Genomic DNA, 22,531 nt, shown 5'->3' on the forward strand with positions numbered 1-22,531 from the left:
CAGAGCACTCCGGCGCCCCGCGCCTCCGGTCCGAGGATCGCATTCCCGCCCGGCCTGAAGGCCGGGATTCCCTGCGAAGATCAGGGATGGGCCGGGGGGCTTCGACGAATGCGGAATGGGATCGGCTGGAGTCGTTACTGCCTCGTGGTGGTGCGCATGGTGGTCGGCGGAGTGATCAGCGCCGGTGATCAACGGGGTGCTGTATCGGGTGGGGGCGGGCGTGCAGTGGCGGGACCTGCCGGAGCGGTTCGGGCCCGTGGGAGGCCTGCTCCGGCATGGTTCGTTTGAGGAGGTGAACTCCGCTCAGGCACCGCCCGGGCCGGTGATTCTGTCCTGCTTGTCCTCGTGATGTCGTACATCTCGAGGACATGCTCACCTTCGCCGTCGCGCTGCAGGACAAGGGCGTCTCCGTCCCCGCCATCGCAAAAAAGCTCACCATCCGGCTCGGGGGCGGGCACACTACCGTCCCGCCGCGGTCGGCGGCGGGGGCGGCCGCGGCTGGCTGGCCCCGCCGCAGCGGCTACCCGAACTCGTGGACGCAACTTGGGCGTTCGGCCGCAATTCCGCAATCCCCCAATCGCGCCATCACCGCTACCGGTTCGATCCATGGCCGCGGCCTGCGGATATCCAGTTGGGCACTTGGCCGAGGAATGACAAGGTGAGGCTCATGCCGTCGCTCACAGCCGAACAACTGCTCCGTGAACTGCACGCCTCGCTCACACTGCGCAAGCGTCCGGAGGATGTCGCCCGGCTCATCCAGGATCTGTATGAGGCCCGGGGCACCGACCTCGACGCGGCCACTGAGGCAGCGCTCTCCAAGGCCGCCGAGCACTCGCTGCGCAACCTTTGGCACGGCTATACCTCCATGCTGGAGGACTTCGCCCGCCCCGTCGGCGCGCAGCGCCAACTCGCGCGTGCGGCAAGTTTGTTCACGAACGTTCCGGAACTTCCGGACGCCGCGGGAGACGATCCGGACCGGATCGAAGCAGTGATCCGGCGTGCGGGTGAGTCCATAGGCCGCGCGTACGGGCAGAACGACTTCGGCATGGACCGCCTCGACCGGTCCGAGCGAACCGCTGCCGGTCTCGGCGAGGTCTCCAAACGCCAGTACAACAAGCGCTTCCGTCTTCTGCGCCGTATGGAGGCCAAACTGGCGCGGCTGATCCACGAGCAGCGCCGCCGCGAGGTGACTATGACGGGCAAGGGAGCACTCGCCCACGCCTTGCCGTACGGTCTTTTCGCCGCAGACCCGGAAACGGCTGGTTTCATCGCGTACATCACAGCGCGGGGCTACATGCGCAGCGTCTTCACCAACGGCCGCCAGCGCCAGGTCTACGACGAGGTCGCCGAGGCGCTGTTCCAGCGCCTGCGTGCGCATCCTGAGCGGACCTGCTGGGCTGCGGTCGCGCATGTGCATCCCACGCCGGAGGTGCTGGCCGAGGTGTCCGACGAGGAGCTCACTCAACTCCTGGTCCGGTGGAACGGCTTCCTGCGCAAGGTGGCGGAACTGCTGGAGGACGCCTGGAACCGGCACCCGCTGGAGCGCGACACGATGATCGTGCGCCGTGGCGACGACTCGTCCACGTGGAACCAGGCCGCGCAGGCGTGGAACGCGGCCCGAGCGCACTGGTTCGCGATCCTGTCCGAACTGGACCAGGAGCAGATCCTGGATCGGGTCTGCCCGGGCAAAGTGCCCCGGCTGATGGCTGCCGATGTGGCGTACTGGCACCGCATGAGCGGCGGCGGGCTGCACCCTGACACGTACATCTGGGCAGAGCTGCCGTTGCCCTGGGAAGTGCTCCGGGGGGAGAAGGACTGTCCACGCTCGCTGGTCGAAGCAGTCTGTGTCCGGCATCGGGTGGATCCGGTCGCCGGTGCCTGGACCGCCCCCAGGCCGGCGGCCAAGGCTGTCGCCTACCGCCGGACGCCCGAACTCGTGCACGGTATCGCCGTTGCGGACCCTCTCATGGCCGGCGCCCTCCGGTCTGCCGGATTCTTCTCCGGCAAGGGCAAGCGTGCCGCGGCGAGAGAATGGCTGTGACCGTCCCAGGTCGCTGATGAAATCGGTTGCCCGGAACGGCGGCCCCAGCCATGATCGACGTGGCGACGAGGAAGCTCTGCGGAGGAGCGCCCGGCTCTGCTTCCGGGTGGACGTAGGTTCGAATCCTGCCCTCGTCGCCTTTTCGCTTGCCGGCCGGCGTGTCGCCGAGGCCGCGGTGGTTACCGCCGAGACTCCGCTTCGACGAGGTTCCCGGCCAGGCGGACCAGTTGTCGGCCCGCACCACAGCCCTGGGCCGACAACTGGTCACGGGCATGGGCCGGGTGATGTCCGTGGGGTTCAGCCCGGACGGCCGTACCCTTGCCGTCGCCGGCTGGGACGGACTGATCCCACTCTGGAACCTGACCGACCCGGCGCACCCGGTCCCGTTCGGTCAACACCTGACCGGCCACACCGGCGCCGTGATCTCGGTGCGGTTCAGCCCCGATGGCCACACCCTCGCCAGTGGCAGCTCGGACAAGACCATTCGGCTGTGGAACGTCACCGACCCGGCAAGCCCGGTGCCCCTCGGCCGCCCTCTGACCGGCCACACCGGCCTCGTCCTGTCGGTGGCGTTCAACCCCGACGGCCATACCCTCGCCAGCGCCGGCTATGACAGCACGGTCCGGCTGTGGAACGTGGCCGACCCGGCCCACGCGAAGCCGCTCGGCCCACCCCTGACCGGCCACACCGGCGCCGTCCTGACGGTGGCGTTCAGCCGCGACGGACGCCGCCTGGCCAGCGGCGGCAGCGACAGCACGGTCCGACTGTGGAACGTGACCGACCCGGCCCGTGCGCAGGCCGTGGGCCAACCCCTGACCGGGGCCTACAGCTCCGTCGAGTCGGTGGCGTTCAACCGCGACGGCCGGCTGGTCAGCGCCGGGGCCGACGGTGTGATCAGGCTGTGGGACCTGAACGCCGAGCACGCCGCCCAGTGGATCTGCTCCACCACCCGGAACGTCCTCACACCCCAGCAGTGGCACAAGTACATCCCCCAGCTCCCCTACGCCCCACCGTGCCCGTGATGCTGTCTCCCGGGCCCTTGGTCCGAGACTTACAACGCCAGTATCGCGGCGGGCGCCGCGCTCGGGGGAGCGGCGTCACCCCGCAACACCACCACACCGCCCAGGTCTTGCCGCACGGACGCGATGACCTCGTCCAGAGTGCCGGACAAGGTCGTCGTCGACTCGACAACGTCCCGTCATCGAACCCGATGCAGAGCGGCGCCACTTCTCAACAACTCCTTACGCGGAGCGCGGAATCACCAACCGCCCATACGAATTGAAGAGTTGAGGGTCCGTCTCGGCGCCCCTCGGTCTCGCCCACTGCCGCGATCGCCGCGCACCGCCGACTCCGACAACCCGGATCGGCCGCACAGCGTCTGCGACTTCAAGAGGCATTGACAGCCGCGGACACGACTCGAAATGATCACGAACAGTGGGCAGCGGCCCCGCGCCTGGCGCGGGGGCCTGGTCCAGCACGGGGGAGAAAGACATCGTGAACGCTGTCATCCATCGTTTTCCGGTCGACAGAGTGCTCTGGTTCGGGGGAGCACGCGTCGACCCTGTCACGGCCTTGACGGAGGCCAGGTCGCAGGGCATCTGTCCGGGGACCGGCTCCGGAAAGCCACGCTCCGTCCGAGAGGGCGCAGCCGCGAGCATCCCGCTCGACGGCTCGGCACCCGAGCGGATGCCGACGGGGCACACGCCCCGCACCGCACCGCCGCGGACACCGCCCTCGGCCGGGCACGCGAAGCGGTCGACCGGACCGCCGTGAGGGGCGGCGTCGCCCTCGCACCCGTCCGGTCAGCACAGGACGCTCCTTCGGCCGCCACGGGCGGTGTACGCGGCCGGGCCGCCCGGTCCGGCCCCCTCGCCGCGTCGGGCGCCGCCGAGAGTCAGGCATGCGTCGGCACAACTCTCCTTCTCGGCACGGCCGCCGCGGGCAGCGCAGTCGCGGGCCGCTGAGGCCGTGTGGGTGTGGTGGCACGGGCTCCCGTGCCCGAGGCGGCCCCGGCCGGCGCGGCGCCCGCTTCAGGTAACGGTCCGCGGCCGTCGCGAAGGCCGAGACGACTGAGGTCGGCCGCTGACCGCAATCCCCCCTTCCCGTTGTGCGGGGCCACCTCGGCCCCTGTTCGGCTTCCATCGGTCCAGAGCCCAAAGGAACGTCATGAACGCAGCACCAGAGAACCCCATACCCCACATACCCGACCTGGTGGAGCGCGACGAGGCCCTCACGGCCCTCGACGTGCTGCTCGCCGATTCCGCCTCCGGCAGAGGGCGGATCGCCCTCGTCCACGCCCCGCTGGGCGGAGGCAAGAGCAAGCTCCTGCACGGCTTCCTCGAAACCGTCGCCCCCTCTCGGGCCCTCGTGCTCAGCGCGACCGCGTCCGGCCCCGAGCGCGCGGTCCCCTTCGGAGTCCTGTCCCAGCTCTTCCAGACCCCCCAGGTTCCGCAGCCCGTACGCGACGACATGGACGCCCTGTTCACCGCGATGACGGCCCGCGAGGAGAGCGCCGACCCGGCCACCGCAAGCCTGCCGGTCGAGACCGTGACCGACCTCCGCAGGGTCGTCCTGACCCTTGTCGACCTCGCCGAAAGCCACCGGCTCGTGATCGGGATCGACAACCTCCACGACGTCGACGCGCCCTCCTTGCGCTGCCTGTCCTCGATCCTCCCCCGGCTCCGGAACGCGAGTTCGCTGGTCGTCATGACCGACGACACCGGCCGGCGCGCCACCAGCACGCGGTTGCGGGCCGAGCTGCTCCAGCAGCCCAACGTCCACCGGATCGACCTGGGACTCCTGACTCGGGCAGGCGTCCACCGGCTGCTCACCCAGCACCTCGGCGCGGCGGAGGCGGCCCGGCTCACCACCGGATTCGCCGAGGTGAGCGGCGGTAATCCGCTCGTCCTCCAGAACCTCCTCAGCGACCACCGCGCCGGGCTCGGAGACGATCCGCGCGCCTACAGCCGCGCCCTGCTGAACTGCCTGTTCCACGGCGAACCCGCCCTGCTCGTCGTCCTGCGCGCCCTCGCGGTCCTCGGGGACGGCGCTCCGCCGCAGCGGCTCGCCCGGCTCGCCGGGCTCGACGCCGCAGCGGCCGACAGCGCCCTGCACGCGCTGAACAGCGCCGGGCTGCTGGACGGGACCGCGTTCCGAGGTCCCACGGCGGCCGTCGACGTGCTGGATGACATGCCCGCCGCCGACCGCACCGCGCTGCGGCGCCGGGCCGCCGAACTCCTGCACGCCGAGGGGGCCCCGGCCGTCGCCGTCGCCGAGCAGCTCGTGGCCGTCGGACACACCGGCCCGCCCTGGGCCGGGGACGTCCTGCTGGAGGCGGCCCGCGACTCCCTCGCCGCCCATCGGACCCACATGGCGGCCGTCTATCTGGAGCTCGCCGAGCACACCCGTACCGACGACTCGTCCCGAGCGGCCTTACGGGCCCGGCTCGGCCGCCTCAAGTGGCAGCTCCAGCCACCGTCCGCCGTCCACTCCCTGGCACCGCTGATCGAGGACGTCTCGGCCGGACACACCGACACGCACGAGCTGATCGACCTGCTGTGGACCTTGTCCTGGCACGGCGAACTCGACACGGTCCATGGCCTGTTGCAGGAGGCCCAGGCCAGGCACCACCGGCTCAACGACGTGGACGTGGCCGCCCTCCACAGCGTGCACACGTGGCTGACCTGCGTGTACCCCGCGTACCCGGGCGGCGTGCCCCGGGCGCCGGACCCCGCCGCCACCCCGCACCGGGCGCCGGCCCACCAACTCGACCCCTGGTCGACGGCGGCGGCCCTCGCCGAGGTCCTTATCCGTGGCGACGCCACCCGGATCACCGCCCAGGCCAACGCTGTACTGCACACCGCGCGACCCGATCACCACTCGCTGTGGAGCGGCGAGGTCGCCCTGCTCGCCCTCCTGTGCCTGGTGTACACCGACAACTTCGAGACCGCGACCGGATGGTGCGACCATCTGCTGGCCGAGGCCAGCACCCGCAACACCCCCACGTGGTCAGCGGTGTTCACCGCTGTACGGGCCGAAACAGCGTTGCGGGCAGGCGACTTGAATGCCGCCCTGGCCTCCTCGCAGGAGGCCCTGGACCTGCTGCCAGCCGGAGCGTGGGGAGTGGCGCTCGGCCTGCCGCTGGGCACGCTCGTGCTGGCCAAGGTCCGCATGGGCAGGCTCGACCGCGCGGCGGACCTGCTCGCGGAACCGTTCCCGGAGGCGATGCTCCAGAGCCGCTACGGACTGCACTACCTGTACGCCCGCGGCCACTACCGCCTCGCCACCGGGCAGGCCCGGTCCGCGCTCGCCGACTTCCTGCTGTGCGGCAAGCTCATGCGGAAGTGGGCCGTGCACGGCACCGGCCCCGTACCGTGGCGCACCAGCGCCGCCGAGGCGTGGCTCCAGCTCGGCAAGCAGGACCAGGCCGGACTGCTCGCACGGGACGAACTCAGCAGGCTCTCCCCCGGCAGCCCCCGGGCCCGTGGCCTCGCGTTGCGCGTACTCGCGGCGGCGGCGGGCACCGCCGAGCGGCCACGGCTGCTCGAAGAAGCCGTCGACGTCATCAAGGAGTGCGACGACAAGTTCGAGCTGGCCCGCACCCTGACCGATCTGTCCCACGCCCACAAGGAGGCCGGTGACCACAGCAGTGCCCGGCGCGCGGCGCGCAGGGCCTGGCCGATAGCCCGGGCCTCCGGTGCGGAAGCCCTCTGCCGCGAGGTCGCCCCCGTCACCCCCGGCGCACCGGCCCCCTCCGAGCCCGCCGACCGGCCGGCCAGGAAGAACCCGAAGGGCGGGGTCTCCGGCGTCGCCGCCCTGACCGCCCGGGAGAAACACGTCGCGGCGCTCGCCGGCCGCGGCTACACCAACCAGGAGATCGCGGCCCAGCTGCTCATCACTCACAGTACGGTGGAACAACACCTCACCCGGGTGTTCCGGAAGCTCAATGTGAAACGGCGTCAGGAACTGCCTTGACAGCCTCAGTTACCGGAGGAAGGACACCCGAGTGACCCACGGAGCTGTTCGCGCTCAGCGGCCGGCACTTCACCCATGAGGACAACCGGCGGATCACAAAGTCTCTCCGTCCGGAGTCCGACAAGGACTGGCTGATCGTCGCCGGGGACGTCGGCGAGAAGTTCGAGGACATCGCCTGGGCGCTGACGCTCGTCGCCGAGCGCCTCTCAGGACGCTGGTTGGTGGGGCGTGGTTCGGCCCTGCCCTCGATCGCGCTGCCGGGAATGAAATGATCGCCCTGGCCACGCGCGGCGTGGACCTCTCATCCTGGCTGGGGAGTACCGATGCAACGTGGCGAAGTCTGGTGGGCCGATTTCGGCGAGCGGCGGCCTGTCGTGCTGCTTTCGGAGGGGGCGAACTCCGAGTTCCGGGCGATGCAGATCGTCGAGCCGGTCACCGTCGACATCACCGGCTTCGGCCTCGAGGTGACCGTGGGCGCCGCCGAGGGGCTGCCTCTCGAAGGGGTCGTACGGGTCGCCTTCCCCCGTCCGGGCATCGTTCCCTGCACGTGGCTGGCGACGGTAACGGAACGGGACGTGATCGAGCGGGCGGGGGTGCTGCCCCCGGCGAAACTCGACGAGATCGAGGATGCCCTCCGGCTCGGCGGCATCGCGACGGGGGCCTGAGCTTCAGGGCTGGTCCCGGTCGGTCCTGGCGAACTGCCCAGGGTTCTCGGCGCATGTCGTAGCGTATGTGTCGGCAAACTGAAGGCCAGGTCGCGCGCCTGACCGTGCGTGAGACCGGCGGCTGAACCGGCCGGCTCCGCGTGAACGCCGCCCGGGTGGCTGCTCAGCTCCCGATGGACCTCGACAAAGCCCCGCATGTCGTCCCGTGCCGCCTCGAAGGTGGTGTTGGCGTGCACCGGATCGCTCACCCGGCAGCCCAGGGCGCCTCCGCCCGCACCTTCTCCACCAGCACGGGCAGCAGGTCACGGACCCGGTCCGCGCCCGCCCGGACGACGAACGTCAGCCGTCCCGGCTCGCGGTGCGGATCGAGCCGGTCCACGAGCCCGAGCACGGTGTCGGGGCGGGTCCCGGGCCCGATCCGGACGGCGACGGGGTTGTGGACCTCGGAGAGGGGGCCCGCACGGCAGGCAGACGAGCCGCACCGGCGCGGCGGGCGCCGGATGGTAGCGCTGTATCCAGGGCGAGTTGCGTCGTCGGACGACACGGTCGTGTTGCTCCTCGAAGTCGTGCGGGGCTGGGGGTGGGGGTGTTGGTGGCACCGGGTCAGGATGCCTCGTCGTACTGGAAGAAGCCTCGGCCCGACTTCCGGCCGAGGCGGCCGTCCTCGGCCATGCGGATCAGCAGCGGAGGCACTTCCACGATCAGGTCGTCCGAGTTCTCCCGCATGGCGTGTGCCACGGCGGTGATGGTGTCGATTCCGATCATGTCCAGCAGAGCCAGCGGCCCCATCGGGTAACCGCATCCGAGGGTCATGCCGCGGTCGATGTCCTCGGCGTCGGCCACACCCTGCTCGTACATGCGGACGGCCGCCATCAGGTACGGAACCAGCAGCGCGTTGACCACGAAGCCGCATCGGTCCTGGGTCCGGATGACCTCCTTGCCGAGCACATCGACCGCGAACGACTCGGCCCTGGCGGCGGTGCGCTCACTGGTGCGTGCCGACCGGACGACCTCCACCAGCGGCATCACCGGTACCGGGTTGAAGAAATGCATTCCGACCACTGCCTCGGGCCGGCTCGTCGCCTCGGCGATGTCCGCCACCAGCAGACTGGACGTCGTGGAGGCCATGACGGCGTCCGGGTCGGTCAGGACACCGTCGAGCGCCTTGAACACCCGGTGCTTGGCATCGGGATCCTCGGCCACGGCCTCCACCACGAGCTGCCGGTCGGCCAGTTCGGCGAAATCCGCGGTGAACCGCAGCCGCCCTGCTGCCTCCTCTCGCTCCTCGACGCTCATCCGCTCTTTGGCCACGGCGCGGTCGAGCGCGCCGAGGACCCGGGCCGACGCCCGGTCGGCCCGGCCCGGCGAGGAGACCGCGACCCATACGTCGAGTCCGGCGCGCAGACAGACCTCTGCGATCCCGGCTCCCATCGTGCCGCAGCCGACCACACCCACCCGGTGGAGCACGTCCGCCATCAGATCCCCCTGCCCGTGGCCGACCAGCGCAGCAGCCCCGCGCCGACCGCCATGCCCGCGCCGAAACCGGCGAGCAGCACCAGATCGCCGTCGCGCAGTGCGCCCGATCGGTTCGCCTCGTCCAGGGCGACCGGCACCGAAGCGGAGCCGATGTTGCCCGAGTGACGCAGCGGCAGGTGGGTGTGGGCACTGTCGAGGCCACTGGCGGCGGCGAGTTCCGTCACCAGCATGCCGTTGGCCTGGTGCGGCACGAAGTGGTCCACGTCGGAGGCTTCGTAACCGCAGCGCTCGATGAGGCCCGCGAGGACGCCGGGCACGTTCTCCAGGACGAAGTCCTTCACCCCCCGGCCCTGCATGCGCAGCAGATGACCGCCGTCGGCGACCGTCTCGGCGGAGGCCGGCCGGCGGCTGCCGCCCGCCTCCATGCTGATCAGCTCGTGGGCGTCGCCCCGGCTGACCAGTTCGATGTCGAGGAAGCCGCGCTCCGAGCCGGGCCGCGCGTCCGGCAGCGCGCCGACGACCGCGGCGCCCGCGCCGTCGCCGAAGAGGACGCTGGTGGCCCGGTCCTCGAAGTCCACGAACCGTGTGTACACGTCGGTGCCGATCACCAGCGCCTTCGTCTCCGGGCGGAGCCCGACGAACGCCCGCGCGACGGCGAGGGCGGTCACGAACCCCGTGCAGGCGATGTTGATGTCGAAGCAGGCGGCCCGGTGGGCGCCGAGCGCGCGCTGCACCAGGGAGGCGGTCGCCGGGATCGGGGCGTCGCCGGTGGTGGTGGAGACGATGACGAAGCCGAGCCGGTCGGCGGTGAGTCCGGCCTGGTCCAGTGCGGCGCGGGCCGCGTGCACGGCGAGGTCGGAGGCGGCCTCGTCGGGTGCGGCGTAGCGACGCGAGAGGATCCCGGTTCTGGTCTCGATCCACTCGGCGGAGGTGTTCGGGACGCGGGCGACGATGTCGTCGTTGGTCACTACCCGCTCGGGCAGGTAGGAGCCGGTCCCGAGGACGGAGACGGGCACGGTGTTGTCCGTAGTGTCGATGTTCACGAGGGCCTCACCCGGCCGGCAGGGCGTCGGGCGCGAAGGCGCGCAGTCGGGTCAGCCGGTCCTCGCCGATCCGCGCGCGCAGCTCGGGTGCGGTGACGCCGAGACCGGGCCGGTCGGCCAGGCACAGCACACCGACCTTGCCGATGTGCTCGTTGAGCTGGACAAGCCGCGTCGCCTCGCCGACCTCCTCCAGCGGATACAGCGCGGTCAGCGCCGGAACGATGCTGCCCTGGGTGAACAGCCGGGCACACTCGACCTGCTCCTGGAGGTTGGCGACATGACTGCCGATGATCCGCTTGAGCCGCATCCACAGATAGCGGTTGTCGAACTGGTGCTGGTAGCCGGTGCTCGACCCGCAGGTCACCACGGAGCCACCGCGCCGCACGACGAACACCGAGATGCCGAACGTGGACCGGCCGACGTGGTCGAAGACGATGTGCGGGTCCTCTCCGACGCCCTGCCGGATCAGCCGGCCGAGCGCCTTGCCCTGTGCCACGACCCGTTCGGGATCGTCACCGGCGTCGTCGCCGATGCCGATGTCCGCCCGGTTGATGACGAGGTCGCAGCCGAGCGCGCGGGCCGCCTCCGCCTTCTCCTCGGAGCCCACGACGCCGACGGCGACGCCGCCGCCGTTCTTGACGAGCTGGACGGCGTACGCGCCGAGCCCGCCCGAGGCGCCCCAAATCAGGACCACGTCGCCCTGCTTCATCCGTGCGCCCCGGTCGCTCACCAGCATCCGGTACGCGGTTCCGGCGCAGGCCGGTGTGGTGGCGGCCTCCTCCCAGGTCAGGTGGGCCGGCTTGGGGATGAGCTGGCTGGCCCGCGCCACGGTGTAGTGGGCCAGACCGCCGTAGTTCGTCTCGAAGCCCCAGGCGAGCTGGTGCTCGCTGAGCATGCCGTCGGCCTGGACCGACGCCTCCTGGTCGTCGACGCACGCGGCGCTGACCATCACGTGGTCGCCGATCTTCCAGCGGCGTACGCCGTTACCGGCGCGCACGATCACACCGGCCGCGTCCGAGCCGAGCACGTGGAACGGCTGGTCGTGCCGGGCCGCCCAACCACCTTCCTTTCCGTACGACTTGAGGAAGCGGAAGGTCGAGAGGGGCTCGAAGGTCGCCGACCAGACGGTGTTGTAGTTGATCGAACTGGCCATGACGGCGATCAGCACCTCGTCGGGTGCCAGTTCGGGCATCGGCACGGGACCGACGTGCAGGGTCTTGCGTACGTCCCGGTCTTCCACGCCCTGGAAGACGTTCTCGTCCTCCACCCGCAGGTGGGCGGCGGTGTACTCGGCCGGCAGCGGGATGCTCGCCAGCTCCTGCGGCGACGCACCGGCCCGTACCGCTTCGGACAGTGACATGTCTGGCGTCCCCCTCACTGGGCCGTGGCAGGCTGGAAGTAGGTGACGTTGATCTTCTGGAGTTCCTCGTCGTTGCGGATGGGCCTGGGGCGCTCCACGCCGTCCTCGATCGAGAGGAAGATATTGGCGATCTGAACGACCTGACCGTTCTCGGTCCCGCGCCTGCGCCGCCGTACGAAGCGGTCCTCCTGGGCGCCGATCAGATCGGCGAGCACCCGCCAGTCGCCGGGGTCGCGGGGCCGGGTCGTGAACCGGTACGCGATCCGCCAGGCCTTCTGCCGGGTCTTGTACTCCAGGAGGTGGAACTCCCCCTGGCGCACCAGCCGGAACTCGATCCCCTGCTGTGTCTGGGTCTCGCCCGACAGGGGCAGCGGGTCCACGATCGATATGCCGCCGTTGCCGACGTCCACCAGCCAGTCCTCGCCGTCGATGGTGACGACCATGACCATGTGCTCGACCTCGGGCCCCCAGGCACCGCCGAGGAGCTGCATGCTCGCCGACAGCAGCTTGACCTCGTACCCCAGCTCCCCGAGCAGCCGGTGGAAGAGCAGGTTCAGGTCGGTGCAGATGCCACCGCGCCCCTTCAGCACGATCGTCTCGAAGACGGCGTCCGCGTCGAAGTCGACGAAGTCTGTGCTGTGGATGAAGCCGTTGTCGTAGTGGAAGCGGATCTGGTGCCTGCGGTGGATGTCCCGCAGCGTCGCCAGATCGGCGGCGGGGGCGGTACCGGAGTACCCGATGTACTCCAGGTAGGTGTCCTTGTCGAACAAGGCCGTTCTCCTTTTGTGCCGTGTACGGAGTGGGAGTTGGGGCGTGGTGTCGCGCGTCTCAGTCCGAGGCGGCCGCGTCGATGCGCTCGAGCAGCTGCTCGGCGAGCATCTCCACCGTCGGGAACTCGAAGGCGAAACCGGCGGGGAGCCGCAGCCCGGTCAGGCCGGACAGCCGGTTGCGCAGTTCGACCGAGGTGAGCGAGTCGAAGCCGACCTCGAACAGGACCGTCTCCGGCCCGAAGTCGTCCGCGGACAGATGGCCGAGCACCGCGGCCGCCTCCTGCCGGACCACCTCGAGCAGGATCACTCCACGCTGTTCCTGGGGTGCCTTGGCGAGCGCCTCGGCGAGCCTGCTCGCCCCGGCCGCCGTGCCGTCGCCTACCGACCGGCGGCCCACCCGGAGCAGGCCGCGCAGCAGCGGCGGTACGTGATCGGGGCCGGTCCGGGCGCGCATCGCGGCGAAGTCGAACTTCGCGGGGGCCAGGACGGCGTCCGGGGCCCGCAGCGCGACGTCGAAGAGCTCCATGCCCTCCTGCTCGGTGAAGGCGAGGATGCCGAGCCGGTCGATGCGCTTGAGGTCGATCTCGCCGAGGTGTTCCACGATCTCGGAGTTCTGTCCCCACCATCCCCAGGCGAGGGAGGTCGCGGGCAGTCCGGCGGCGTGGCGGTGCTGGGCGAGGGCGTCGAGGAAGGCGTTCGCCGCCGCGTAGTTGCCCTGGCCGGGGTTGCCGAGGGTGCCGGCGGCGGAGGAGAAGAGCACGAAGGCGGCCAGGTCCAGGCCCGCCGTGAGCTCGTGGAGATGGACGGCCGCGTCGACCTTCGGCCGGAGGACCGCGTCGAGCCGCTGGGGGGTGAGGGCCGTGATGACACCGTCGTCCAGGACACCCGCCGTGTGGATCACGCCGGTCAGCGGGGCGTCGGAGGGTATCCGCTCCAGCACCCCGGCCAGCGCGTCGCGATCGGCGACGTCACAGGCCACGATCCGCACCTGGGCGCCGAGGGAGGCCAGTTCCGTCTCCAACGCGGCGGCGTCGGGCGCCTGCGGACCGCGTCGCGACACCAGCAGAAGGTTCCCGACCTGGTGTTCCCGCACCAAGTGGCGGGCGACGAGACCGCCGAGCGCGCCGGTGCCGCCGGTGATGAGCACCGTGCCGGCGGGATCGAAATTCTGGCCGTGCCGTCGTGCGGGCACGGCCCGCGTCAGCCGGGGCACGTAGGTCACACCCTTGCGGACGGCCACCTGCGCGTCGCCCGAGGCCAGCACGTCCGGCAGGGCGCGCAGCGACTCCTCCGTGTCGTCGGTGTCGATCAGGACGACACGGCCAGGGTTCTCGGCCTGCGCCGAGCGCAGCAGACCCCACACCGCCGCGGCCGACAGGTCCGTCAGCTCGCCCTCGTCCTCGGCCGCGACGGCCGCGTGCGTCACGGCGAGCAGTCGGGTGTCCTGCAGGGTGGGTTCGGCCAGCCATGCCTGGACCAGCTCCAGGACCTGGGTGGCCACGTCGCGTACCTCGTCGGCATCGGCGCGGTCACCGCCGAAGACGTCGAGGAGCAGGAGTTCGGCCTCGGTTCCGGCGAGGGCGCGGACGTCCTCGGCGGTGGCGACGGAGACCGCGTCCAGCTCGGCCTCCCGGGACTTGACCGTGGTCGGCTCCCAGACCACACGGAACATCTGCTCGGCGGCCGCTGCGGAACCGGCGCGCAGCGCTTCGGGCGCCACCGGCCTGGCCACGAGGGACTCGACGGAGGCGACGGGGGCTCCGGTGGCGTCGGCCAGGTGCAGGGTGATCGTGTCCTGGCCGCTGGGGACCAGGCGCAGCCGCAGGGTGGCGGCGCCGGCCGCGTACAGCCGTACGTCACTCCACGCGAACGGCAGCACCAGCTCCTGCGTGCTTCCGCGCCCGAAGACCCCGGCGTGCAGGCAGGCGTCGAGCAGCGCCGGATGCAGTCCGAACCCGTCGGCCCTGCCTGCCTCTTCGGGCAGGGTGACCTCGGCGAATATCTCCTCGCCCCGGGTCCACACGGCCTGCAGACCCTGGAACGCGGGCCCGTAGCCGTACCCGCTGTCGGTCAGTCCCGCGTACGCGCTGTGGGCCGCGTCGTCGACCGCCTCGGCCCCGCGCGGCGGCCATTGGGTCAGCTCGAAGTCGGGTTTGCCGTTCTCGGGTGCCAGTCGGCCCGACGCGTGCCGGGTCCAGGCCGTCGCCGGGCCTGCGTCCTCACGGCGGGAGTGGACGGTGAACCGGCGATGTCCCGCGTCCTGTGCTTCGGCGACCTCCACCCGCAGTTGTACGCCGCCCTGCGCGGGCATCGGCAGCGGGGCCTCGATCACCAGCTCGGCAAGCAGTTCGCAGCCGACCTCGTCACCGGCGCGCAGCGCCAGCTCGACGAGGGCCGCCCCGGGTACGAGGACCGTTCCGGCGGCCGCGTGGTCCGCCAGCCACGGGTGCGAGTACAGCGAGAGCCTGGACGTGAACAGGACGGCCCCGGAGCCCGGGACCTCCGTCATCGCGCCCAGCAGCGGGTGGTCGACGGCGGCCAGGCCCAGACCGGCCGGGTCTCCCGCACCGGAGCCGGTGTCCAGCCAGTAGCGCTGCCGTTGGAAGGCGTACGTGGGCAACTCGGCTGCGGGGCCGGTTACTTCACCCAGTACGGCGGTCCAGTCGACCGGCACTCCACGAACGTGGAGGGTGGCGAGCGACTCCAGGAAACGGCGGGGGCCGCTCTCCTCCCGGCGCAGCGTCCCGGTCACCAGCGCGGCGGTCACCGCGTCGGCTTCCAGGCTCTGCTCGATCGCGGGGACGAGCACGGGGTGGGTACTGACCTCGACGAAGACGCCGTAGCCATCGGCCGCGAGGGCGCGCACGACCGGGTCGAAGCGGACCGTCCGGCGCAGGTTCCGGTACCAGTATCCGGCGTCCAGGCCCGCGGTGTCGAAGAGTCCCCCGGTCGTCGTGGAGTGGAACGGCACCGAGGAGGAACGGGGGGTGAGCCCGGCGAGGGCGTCGCGGAGCTCTTGTTCGATGGGTTCGACCTGGGCGGAGTGCGAGGCGTAGTCGGCGGGGATCCTGCGGACCCGGATGCCGGAATTCTCGCAGTTCCGGATCACCTCGCTCAGCGCCTCGGGGTCACCGGCGACGACGTACGCCTCGGGGCTGTTGACGGCCGCGATGTCGAGCTTGCCGGGCCAGGGCGCCAGCAGTTCGTTCACCCGGTCGGCGTCCGCCGCGATCGAGGCCATCGCGCCGCGGCCGGACAGCGTGGTCGCGACGATGCGGCTGCGGACCACGACGATTCTCGCCGCGTCCTCCAGGGTCAGGCCGCCGGCGACGCAGGCTGCGGCGATCTCGCCCTGGGAGTGGCCGACCACCGCGTCCGGGACGAATCCGGAGGCTTGCCAGAGGGCGCCCAGGGACACCATCACGGCGAACGACACCGGCTGCACGACGTCGACGGCATCCAGCGAAGGGGCCCCGTCCGCCTGCCGGATGACGTCGAGGAGCGACCAGCCGGTCAACGGGTCCAGGGCCTTCGCGCACTGCGCCATCCGGGCCGCGAACACCGGTGAGGCGTCGAGGAGATCGGCCCCCATGCCGGGCCATTGGGCGCCCTGGCCGGGGAAGACGAGCACCTTGCGGCCGTTGACGGATCCGCCCTCGCCGGTGACGACGCCGGGCGCGGACTCGCCCTTGGCCAGCGCTTCGAGCCCGGTCAGTGCCTCGTCACGGTCGCCCGCGACGACGACGGCCCGCTCGGGCAGCAGACTCCGGGTCCGTATCAGCGAACGCGCCGCTTCCAGGGCGCTCACATCCGGCTGCTCGGCGAGGAACGACGCCAGGTTCTGGGCCTGACCCGCGAGACCGCCCCTGCCGCGCGCCGACACGGCGAGCGGAACCGCCCCCCGCACGGCGGGTTCCGACGCGCGGCCGGTCTCGGCGGGTCCCTGGGACTGCGGGGCTTGTTCCAGGATGACGTGGGCGTTGGTGCCGCTGACGCCGAAGGAGGAGACACCGGCGCGGCGCGGACGGTCCAGCTCGGGCCAGGGGCGGGACTCCGTGAGCAGCTCGACGGCGCCCGCGGTCCAGTCCACCTGCGGCGTCGGCTCGTCCACGTGGAGGGTCTGCGGCAGGACGCCGTGCTGCATCGCCATGACCATCTTGATGACCCCGGCGACACCGGCCGCGGCCTGCGTGTGCCCAAGGTTGGACTTCACCGAGCCCAACCACAACGGGTGGTCGGCGTCGTGTTCCTGCCCGTACGTGGCGAGCACCGCCTGCGCCTCGATCGGGTCACCGAGCTGCGTCCCCGTTCCGTGTGCCTCCACCGCGTCCACGTCGACGGGACGCAGCCCGGCATTGGCCAGTGCGCGGCGGATCACTCGCTGCTGGGAAGGCCCGTTGGGGGCGGTCAGACCGTTCGACGCACCGTCCTGGTTCACCGCCGACCCGCGGACGACTCCCAGAATCCGGCGTCCGTTGCGCACCGCGTCCGACAGGCGCTCGAGCAGCAGCATGCCGACGCCCTCGGCCCAGCCCGTGCCGTCGGCCGCGGCGGCGAACGACTTGCAGCGGCCGTTCAGCGCGAGGCCGCGCTGTCGCGAGAAGCCCACGAAGGCGGCGGACTTGGCCATGACGGTGACACCGCCGGCCAGCGCGAGCGAGGACTCCCCCGACCGCAGGGACTGTGTCGCCAGGTGGACGGCGACCAGCGACGACGAGCAGGCGGTGTCCAGCGTGACCGCCGGGCCTTCCAGGCCGAGGAAGTACGACACCCGCCCCGAGACGATGCTGCCCGCGCCACCCGTCATCAGGTGACCCTCGACGCTGTCGGGGTCGGCGCCCGCGCCGTCCATGTATCCGACCGCGTAGTCCTGGTACATGTCACCGGCGAAGACGCCGACCGGCTCCCCGCGCAGCGAGACCGGGTCGATGCCGGCCCGCTCCAGCGCCTCCCAGGAGGTCTCCAGCATCAGCCGCTGCTGCGGATCCATCGCCAGCGCCTCACGCGGCGAGATGCCGAAGAAGCCGGCGTCGAACTCGTCGGCGTCGTGCAGGAATCCGCCCTCGCGGACGTAACTCGTCCCGGAGTGGTCGGGGTCCGGGTGGTAGAGGTTCTCCAGGTCCCAGCCCCGGTTGACCGGGAACTCGGTGATGCCGTCACGGGCACAGGCCACCAGATCCCAGAGCTCTTCCGGCGTCGACACCCCGCCGGGGAAACGGCAGGCCATTCCCACGATCGCGACCGGTTCGGTCTGCCTCTCCCTGATCCTGCTGTTCTCGTTCTCCAGCCGCTCGTTCTCGGTGAGTGATGCGCGCAGTGCCTCGACGACCCTGCTGTCCGAACTGGTCATGCGGTTGCTCCTTCTCCGAGGCCCTGCTGATTCCTGGCACTTCTCATCGCTCGTTCGACGAGATCGTCGAGGTCCATCTCCGCGATCAGCGGCGACGCGTCCGCTCTGGGCTCCGCCGCCGCGGCGGGTCGCTTCTCCGGGTCCGCGGCCAGCTCCAGGAGCTTGTCCAGGAGCCCGAGCTCCTCGAAGCGGGCCAGCGGTGTCGTCGCCAGTACGCGGCGGATCTCGTCCTCGCGACCGGCGAGTCCCCCGGCGGTGGGGGCATCGGGGAACAACTCGTCGAGCAAGGCGCGGGTGAGGGCCTTGGGCGTCGGGTGGTCGAAGATCGTCGTGGCCGGGAGGCGCAGGCCGGTCAGGCCGGACAGCCGGTTCCGCAGCTCGACCGAGGTGAGCGAGTCGAACCCGACCTCGCTCAGGGCCCGTTCGGACTCCACCTGCGCCCCCGAGGCGTGCCCCAGGATGGTCGCGATCTCCCCGCGTACGACGTCGAGCAGGGTGTCCGCCCGCTGGTCCGGGGTGAGCGCGACCAGCCGCTCGGGCAGGTCCGGGCCCGCCGAGCTGCCGTTCCGCGCGGCGCGGCGACCAACACGTACGAGACCGCGCAGCAGCGCGTGCACGGATTCGGGGGTGGTGGCTTGTTCGCGCAGGACGGCGAAGTTCATCTTGACCGGGACGAGGACCGGGTCGGATGCCCGCAGGCCCAGGTCGAAGAGTTCCAGGCCCTCCCGCGAGGTGACTCCGGTTCCGCCGCCGCGCGACACCCGACGCAGATCCGCGTCGGTGAGGTTTGCGGTCATGTCGCTGCTCTCCGCCCAGCCACCCCATGCCAGAGAGACGGCCGGCAGTCCCGCCGCGTGACGACGCCGGGCCAGCGCGTCGAGGAACGCGTTCGCGGCCGCGTAATTGCCCTGCCCCGGATTGCCCAGCGTTCCGGCAGCCGACGAGAACAGCACAAAGGCGGCCAGATCGAGATCACGTGTGAGTTCGTCCAGGATCAGCGCCGCGTCCGCCTTGGGACGGAACACCGTGTCCAGCCGCTCCGGGGTCAGAGCCGTGAGCACGCCGTCGTCCAGAACACCGGCCGTGTGCACGACACCGGTCAGCCGGGACTCGGACGGTATCCGCGCCAACACCCCGGCCACCGCGTCGCGATCGGAGACATCGCAGGCCGCGATCCGCACCCGGGCTCCCAGTCCCGTCAGCTCCGCCTCCAGGTCGGCCGCGCCCGGCGCGTCCGGGCCCCGACGGGACACCAGCACCAGGCTCCGGATCCCGTGCTCCCGCACGAGGTGACGGGCAACCAGCCGGCCCAGACCACCCGTACCGCCCGTGACCAGGACCGTCCCCGCCGGATCCAACGCCCGGCCACGGTCGGCCAGGGGCGTCGCCCGCTCCAGCCGAGGCACGAACACCTCACCGGACCGAACCGCAACCTGCGGCTCACCCGAGCTCAACACACCCGCCAACACGGCCTGTTCGACCTGCGGATCGTCCGAGGCCACCAGCACGAACCGGCCCGGGTGCTCCCCCTGCGCCGAGCGCAGCAGACCCCACACCGACGCCGCCGCCAGGTCCTCGACCGGTCGCGTCACCACGACGAGCCGACCGTCCTCGAGCGCCGGCTCGGCCAGCCACGCCTGCACCAGCTCCAGGACCGGGCCGGTCACCTCGCGCACGTCACCCGCGGCATCGCAGAGATCGACGACGGCCGAAGAGGCACCGCTCGCGGCCAGGGCGGCCGCATCCTGGACGGTGGTCACGATCGGCAGTCCGTCGCCGGCCACCTGTGTCTCGGGCAGGGTGAACGGCGTCCATTCGAGACGGAACAGCGCATCGCGCGTCCAGTCCGCCCCGGCATCGGAGCCGAGGCTCTCCGGCGCCACCGGCCGGGCCACGACCGACGCCACCGACGCCACCGGCGCGCCGGACGCGTCGGCCAGCCGCACACCGACCGTGTCCGGACCGTCCGGCACAAGGTGTACCCGCAGCGCGGAGGCACCGGCCGCGTACACCCGCACCTCACTCCACGCGAACGGCAGCACGAGTTGCTGCTCCGGGTGGTCCTGACGGAAGACCGCGGCGTGGAAGCAGGCGTCGAGGAGGGCGGGGTGGAGCGCGTATCCGTCGGTGCTGCCTGCCTCTTCGGGAAGAACGATCTCCGCGAAGACCTCCTCACCTCGTGTCCAGGCCGCCCGCAATCCCTGGAACGCGGGCCCGTACCCGTACCCGCTCGCCTCCAACTCCCCATACGCCGCCCCGGCCGCGTCCTCGACCCGGACCGCGCCCTGGGGCGGCCACTGCGCCAACTCGAAGTCAGGAGCCTCGGTCTCGGCGGCCAACCGGCCCGACACATGGCGGGTCCATGCCGATCCGGGCTCGGCATCCTCACGGCGGGAATGGACGTGTACGGTCCGCTGCCCGGGCTCGTCGGCCTCACCGACCTCCACCCGCAGCTGGACACCGCCCTGTTCGGGCACCACCAACGGGGCTTCGATCAGCAGCTCCGACAGCACCTCACAGCCCACCTCGTCCCCGGCCCGCACCACCAGTTCGACAAACGCCGTCCCCGGTACGAGTACCGCCCCGCCCGCGGCGTGGTCGGCAAGCCACGGATGCGAACGCAGCGACCACCGCGAGGTGAACAGCAGCGTCCCGGAACCGGGCACCTCGGTCACCGCACCCAGCAGCGGATGATCGACACCGAGCAGGCCAAGACCCGCAGGATCCCCCGAACCCCCGCCACTCTCCAGCCAGTAGCGCTGCCGCTGGAAGGCGTACGTCGGCAACTCCACCGGCCGGCCCGCCCCGTCACCGAGCAGGGCTCCCCAGTCGATCTCGACACCCCGCACATGCAGACCTGCGAGGGCGCAGACGACCGAGCGGACTTCGTCGGTGTCGCGACGCAGAGACGGTACGAACGCGCAGGCGTCGCCGGTCAGACATTCGACGCCCATGGCGGACAGGACCGCGTCGGGCCCGAGCTCCAAGAACGTGGCCACATCAGCCCGCTCCAACGCCCGCACACCATCCGCGAACCGAACCGTGGCCCGTATGTGCTCCACCCAGTAGTCCGGGCGGGAGACCAGCTCCGGATCGGCGATCTCCCCTGTCACGTTCGAGACCAGAGCCACCCGCGGCCGCTGGAAGTCCAGACCCTCCGCGACCGTCCGGAACTCCGCGAGCATCGGCTCCATGAGTGCACAATGGAAGGCGTGCGAGACGGTCAGACGCCGGGTCTTGACCCCTTGCGCGGCCAGCTTCTCCGCCACGGTCATGGCTTCCTGATCGTCGCCGGAGATCACCACCGAGGCGGGCCCGTTCACCGCCGCGACATCAACGCCCGAGGTCAGCAGCGGACGCACGACGTCCTCCGGAGCGGCCACCGACACCATCGCGCCGCCGGAGGGAAGTTGCTGCATCAGCCGGCCACGTGCCGCGACCAACGTCGCCGCATCCCCGAGGGACAACACCCCCGCCACATAAGCGGCCGTCAATTCGCCGATGGAGTGACCGCCGACGAAGTCCGGCCGCACACCCCAGGACTCCACCAGCCGGAACAACGCCGACTCGACAGCGAAAAGACCCGCCTGAGTGAACACCGTCCGATCCAACAGACCGGCACCATCGAAGACGACATCCGCAACCGAGCGCTCCACATGCCCGGCCAACCGCGCATCCAACGCCGCACACGCCGCATCGAACGCCTCACGAAACACCGGGAAGCGCTCATACAGCTCCCGGCCCATCCCGACCCGTTGACTCCCCTGCCCCGTGAACAACACCGCCAGCCGACCGCTCTCCATGGCCGTGCCCGTCACAACAGCCGGGGCCGACTCGCCCTTGCCCAGGGCTTCGAGGCCCGCCATGGCCTCGACACGGTCGCCCGCCACGATCACCGCGCGCTCCGACAGGGCGCCCCGTGTCCCGACCAGCGCGCGCACCGTCTCAGCCAGGCCCACATCTGCCCGCTCCGACAGGAAGGACGCCAACTCCCGGGCCTGTCCCGCGAGTCCCGCTTTCCCACGGGCCGACACGACCAGCGCCAACGGCCCAGGGGCCTCGGTCTCGGCCGTCTCCTCGCGCGCCTGTTCCGGAGCCTGCTCAAGAATCACGTGCGTGTTCGTGCCGCCGGCGCCGAAGGACGAGACCGCCGCCCGGCGCGGACGGTCCAGCTCCGGCCAGGGCCGGGACTCCGTGAGCAGCTCCACCGCGCCCGCCGTCCAGTCCACCTGGGGGGTCGGCTCGTCCACGTGCAGCGTGCGCGGCAGCACCCCGTGCTGGAGCGCCATCACCATCTTGATCACACCGGCGACACCTGCGGCGGCCTGCGTGTGACCGAGGTTCGACTTCAACGACCCCAGCCACAAAGGTTGTTCGGCATCACGGTCCTGCCCGTAGGTCGCGATCACCGCCTGGGCCTCGATCGGGTCCCCCAGCGAGGTCCCCGTCCCATGCGCCTCCACCGTGTCGACGTCAGCGGGCGCGAGACCCGCGTTGGCCAACGCCGCGCGAATCACCCGCTGTTGGGACGGACCGTTCGGGGCCGTCAGGCCGTTCGAGGCGCCGTCCTGATTGGCGGCCGTACCGCGCACCACGGCCCACACCCGGCGTCCGTTGCGCACCGCGTCCGACAGGCGCTCGAGCAACAGTACGCCGGCGCCCTCGGACCATCCGGTGCCGTCCGCCGTGGCCGCGAACGCCTTGCAGCGGCCGTCGGGGGCCAGGCCCCGCTGCCGGGAGAACCCGACGAAGGCGCCCGGCGAGGTCATCACCGTCACTCCGCCCGCCAGGGCCAGCGAGGACTCCCCCGACCGCAGCGACTGCACCGCCAGGTGGAGGGCGACCAGCGACG

11 protein-coding genes and 1 tRNA gene are annotated in these 22,531 nt (G+C 71.3%); 5 read left to right on the forward strand and 7 right to left on the reverse strand.

Annotated features, from left to right (window positions below):
* Positions 1 to 667: 667 nt before the first annotated feature.
* The 5 genes from ABTZ94_RS24665 to ABTZ94_RS24685 all read left to right on the forward strand — a co-directional run bounded on the left by ABTZ94_RS24665 (position 668) and on the right by ABTZ94_RS24685 (position 7,680).
* Positions 668 to 2,041 carry a hypothetical protein gene (locus ABTZ94_RS24665; RefSeq protein WP_351203472.1) on the forward strand — a complete coding sequence of 458 codons (1,374 nt, stop codon included), beginning with the start codon at positions 668 to 670 and terminating at the stop codon, positions 2,039 to 2,041.
* A 64-nt stretch (positions 2,042 to 2,105) separates the two neighbouring features.
* Positions 2,106 to 2,178, forward strand: a tRNA-OTHER gene (locus ABTZ94_RS24670).
* 90 nt (positions 2,179 to 2,268) lie between these two features.
* The gene (locus ABTZ94_RS24675; RefSeq protein WP_351203474.1) at positions 2,269 to 3,063 is read left to right on the forward strand and encodes a WD40 repeat domain-containing protein; all 795 of its coding nucleotides are present in this window, start codon (positions 2,269 to 2,271) and stop codon (positions 3,061 to 3,063) included.
* Positions 3,064 to 4,207: 1,144 nt separating this feature from the next.
* Positions 4,208 to 7,015, forward strand: coding sequence for a helix-turn-helix transcriptional regulator (locus ABTZ94_RS24680; protein ID WP_351203476.1), 2,808 nt, complete (start codon positions 4,208 to 4,210; stop codon positions 7,013 to 7,015).
* 323 nt (positions 7,016 to 7,338) lie between these two features.
* Positions 7,339 to 7,680, forward strand: a complete 342-nt coding sequence (locus ABTZ94_RS24685) for a type II toxin-antitoxin system PemK/MazF family toxin (RefSeq protein ID WP_351203478.1) — start codon at positions 7,339 to 7,341, stop codon at positions 7,678 to 7,680.
* 244 nt (positions 7,681 to 7,924) lie between these two features.
* Here the strand turns inward: ABTZ94_RS24685 and ABTZ94_RS24690 are convergent, their stop codons facing one another.
* From ABTZ94_RS24690 to ABTZ94_RS24720, 7 genes are all read right to left on the reverse strand, one after another.
* Positions 7,925 to 8,224: a 3-deoxy-7-phosphoheptulonate synthase gene (locus ABTZ94_RS24690; protein ID WP_351203480.1), complete on the reverse strand. Its 300-nt coding sequence runs from the start codon at positions 8,222 to 8,224 to the stop codon at positions 7,925 to 7,927.
* A 59-nt stretch (positions 8,225 to 8,283) separates the two neighbouring features.
* The gene (locus ABTZ94_RS24695) at positions 8,284 to 9,156 is read right to left on the reverse strand and encodes a 3-hydroxybutyryl-CoA dehydrogenase (protein WP_351203482.1); all 873 of its coding nucleotides are present in this window, start codon (positions 9,154 to 9,156) and stop codon (positions 8,284 to 8,286) included.
* Positions 9,156 to 10,199 carry a 3-oxoacyl-ACP synthase III family protein gene (locus ABTZ94_RS24700; RefSeq protein WP_351203484.1) on the reverse strand — a complete coding sequence of 348 codons (1,044 nt, stop codon included), beginning with the start codon at positions 10,197 to 10,199 and terminating at the stop codon, positions 9,156 to 9,158. The genes ABTZ94_RS24695 and ABTZ94_RS24700 overlap by 1 nt, the downstream gene beginning before the upstream one ends.
* 7 nt (positions 10,200 to 10,206) lie before the next feature.
* Complete coding sequence (ccrA, locus tag ABTZ94_RS24705; RefSeq protein ID WP_351203486.1) at positions 10,207 to 11,559, reverse strand: crotonyl-CoA carboxylase/reductase; 1,353 nt, start codon at positions 11,557 to 11,559, stop codon at positions 10,207 to 10,209.
* 14 nt (positions 11,560 to 11,573) lie between these two features.
* Positions 11,574 to 12,329 (reverse strand): arylamine N-acetyltransferase family protein, encoded by a 756-nt coding sequence (locus tag ABTZ94_RS24710; RefSeq protein ID WP_351203488.1) that lies wholly within the window; start codon positions 12,327 to 12,329, stop codon positions 11,574 to 11,576.
* A gap of 58 nt (positions 12,330 to 12,387) precedes the next feature.
* On the reverse strand, positions 12,388 to 17,679 hold the full coding sequence (locus ABTZ94_RS24715) for a type I polyketide synthase (RefSeq protein WP_351203490.1): 5,292 nt from the start codon (positions 17,677 to 17,679) through the stop codon (positions 12,388 to 12,390).
* Positions 17,676 to 22,531, reverse strand: a 4,856-nt coding sequence (locus tag ABTZ94_RS24720) for a type I polyketide synthase (protein WP_351203492.1), incomplete at its 5' end; no start/stop codon positions are given. The genes ABTZ94_RS24720 and ABTZ94_RS24715, both read right to left, overlap by 4 nt.

The organism is Streptomyces sp. NPDC002785, assembly GCF_040295565.1.
Classification (GTDB): Bacteria; Actinomycetota; Actinomycetes; order Streptomycetales; family Streptomycetaceae; genus Streptomyces.

Bases quoted from the DNA above. Each gene is read 5' to 3' on its own strand.
- ABTZ94_RS24715 (WP_351203490.1), bottom strand. From the start codon at position 17,679: ATGACCAGTTCGGACAGCAGGGTCGTCGAGGCACTGCGCGCATCACTC.
- ABTZ94_RS24665 (WP_351203472.1), top strand. From the start codon at position 668: ATGCCGTCGCTCACAGCCGAACAACTGCTCCGTGAACTGCACGCCTCG.
- ABTZ94_RS24685 (WP_351203478.1), top strand. From the start codon at position 7,339: ATGCAACGTGGCGAAGTCTGGTGGGCCGATTTCGGCGAGCGGCGGCCT.
- ccrA (WP_351203486.1), bottom strand. From the start codon at position 11,559: ATGTCACTGTCCGAAGCGGTACGGGCCGGTGCGTCGCCGCAGGAGCTG.
- ABTZ94_RS24695 (WP_351203482.1), bottom strand. From the start codon at position 9,156: ATGGCGGACGTGCTCCACCGGGTGGGTGTGGTCGGCTGCGGCACGATG.
- ABTZ94_RS24680 (WP_351203476.1), top strand. From the start codon at position 4,208: ATGAACGCAGCACCAGAGAACCCCATACCCCACATACCCGACCTGGTG.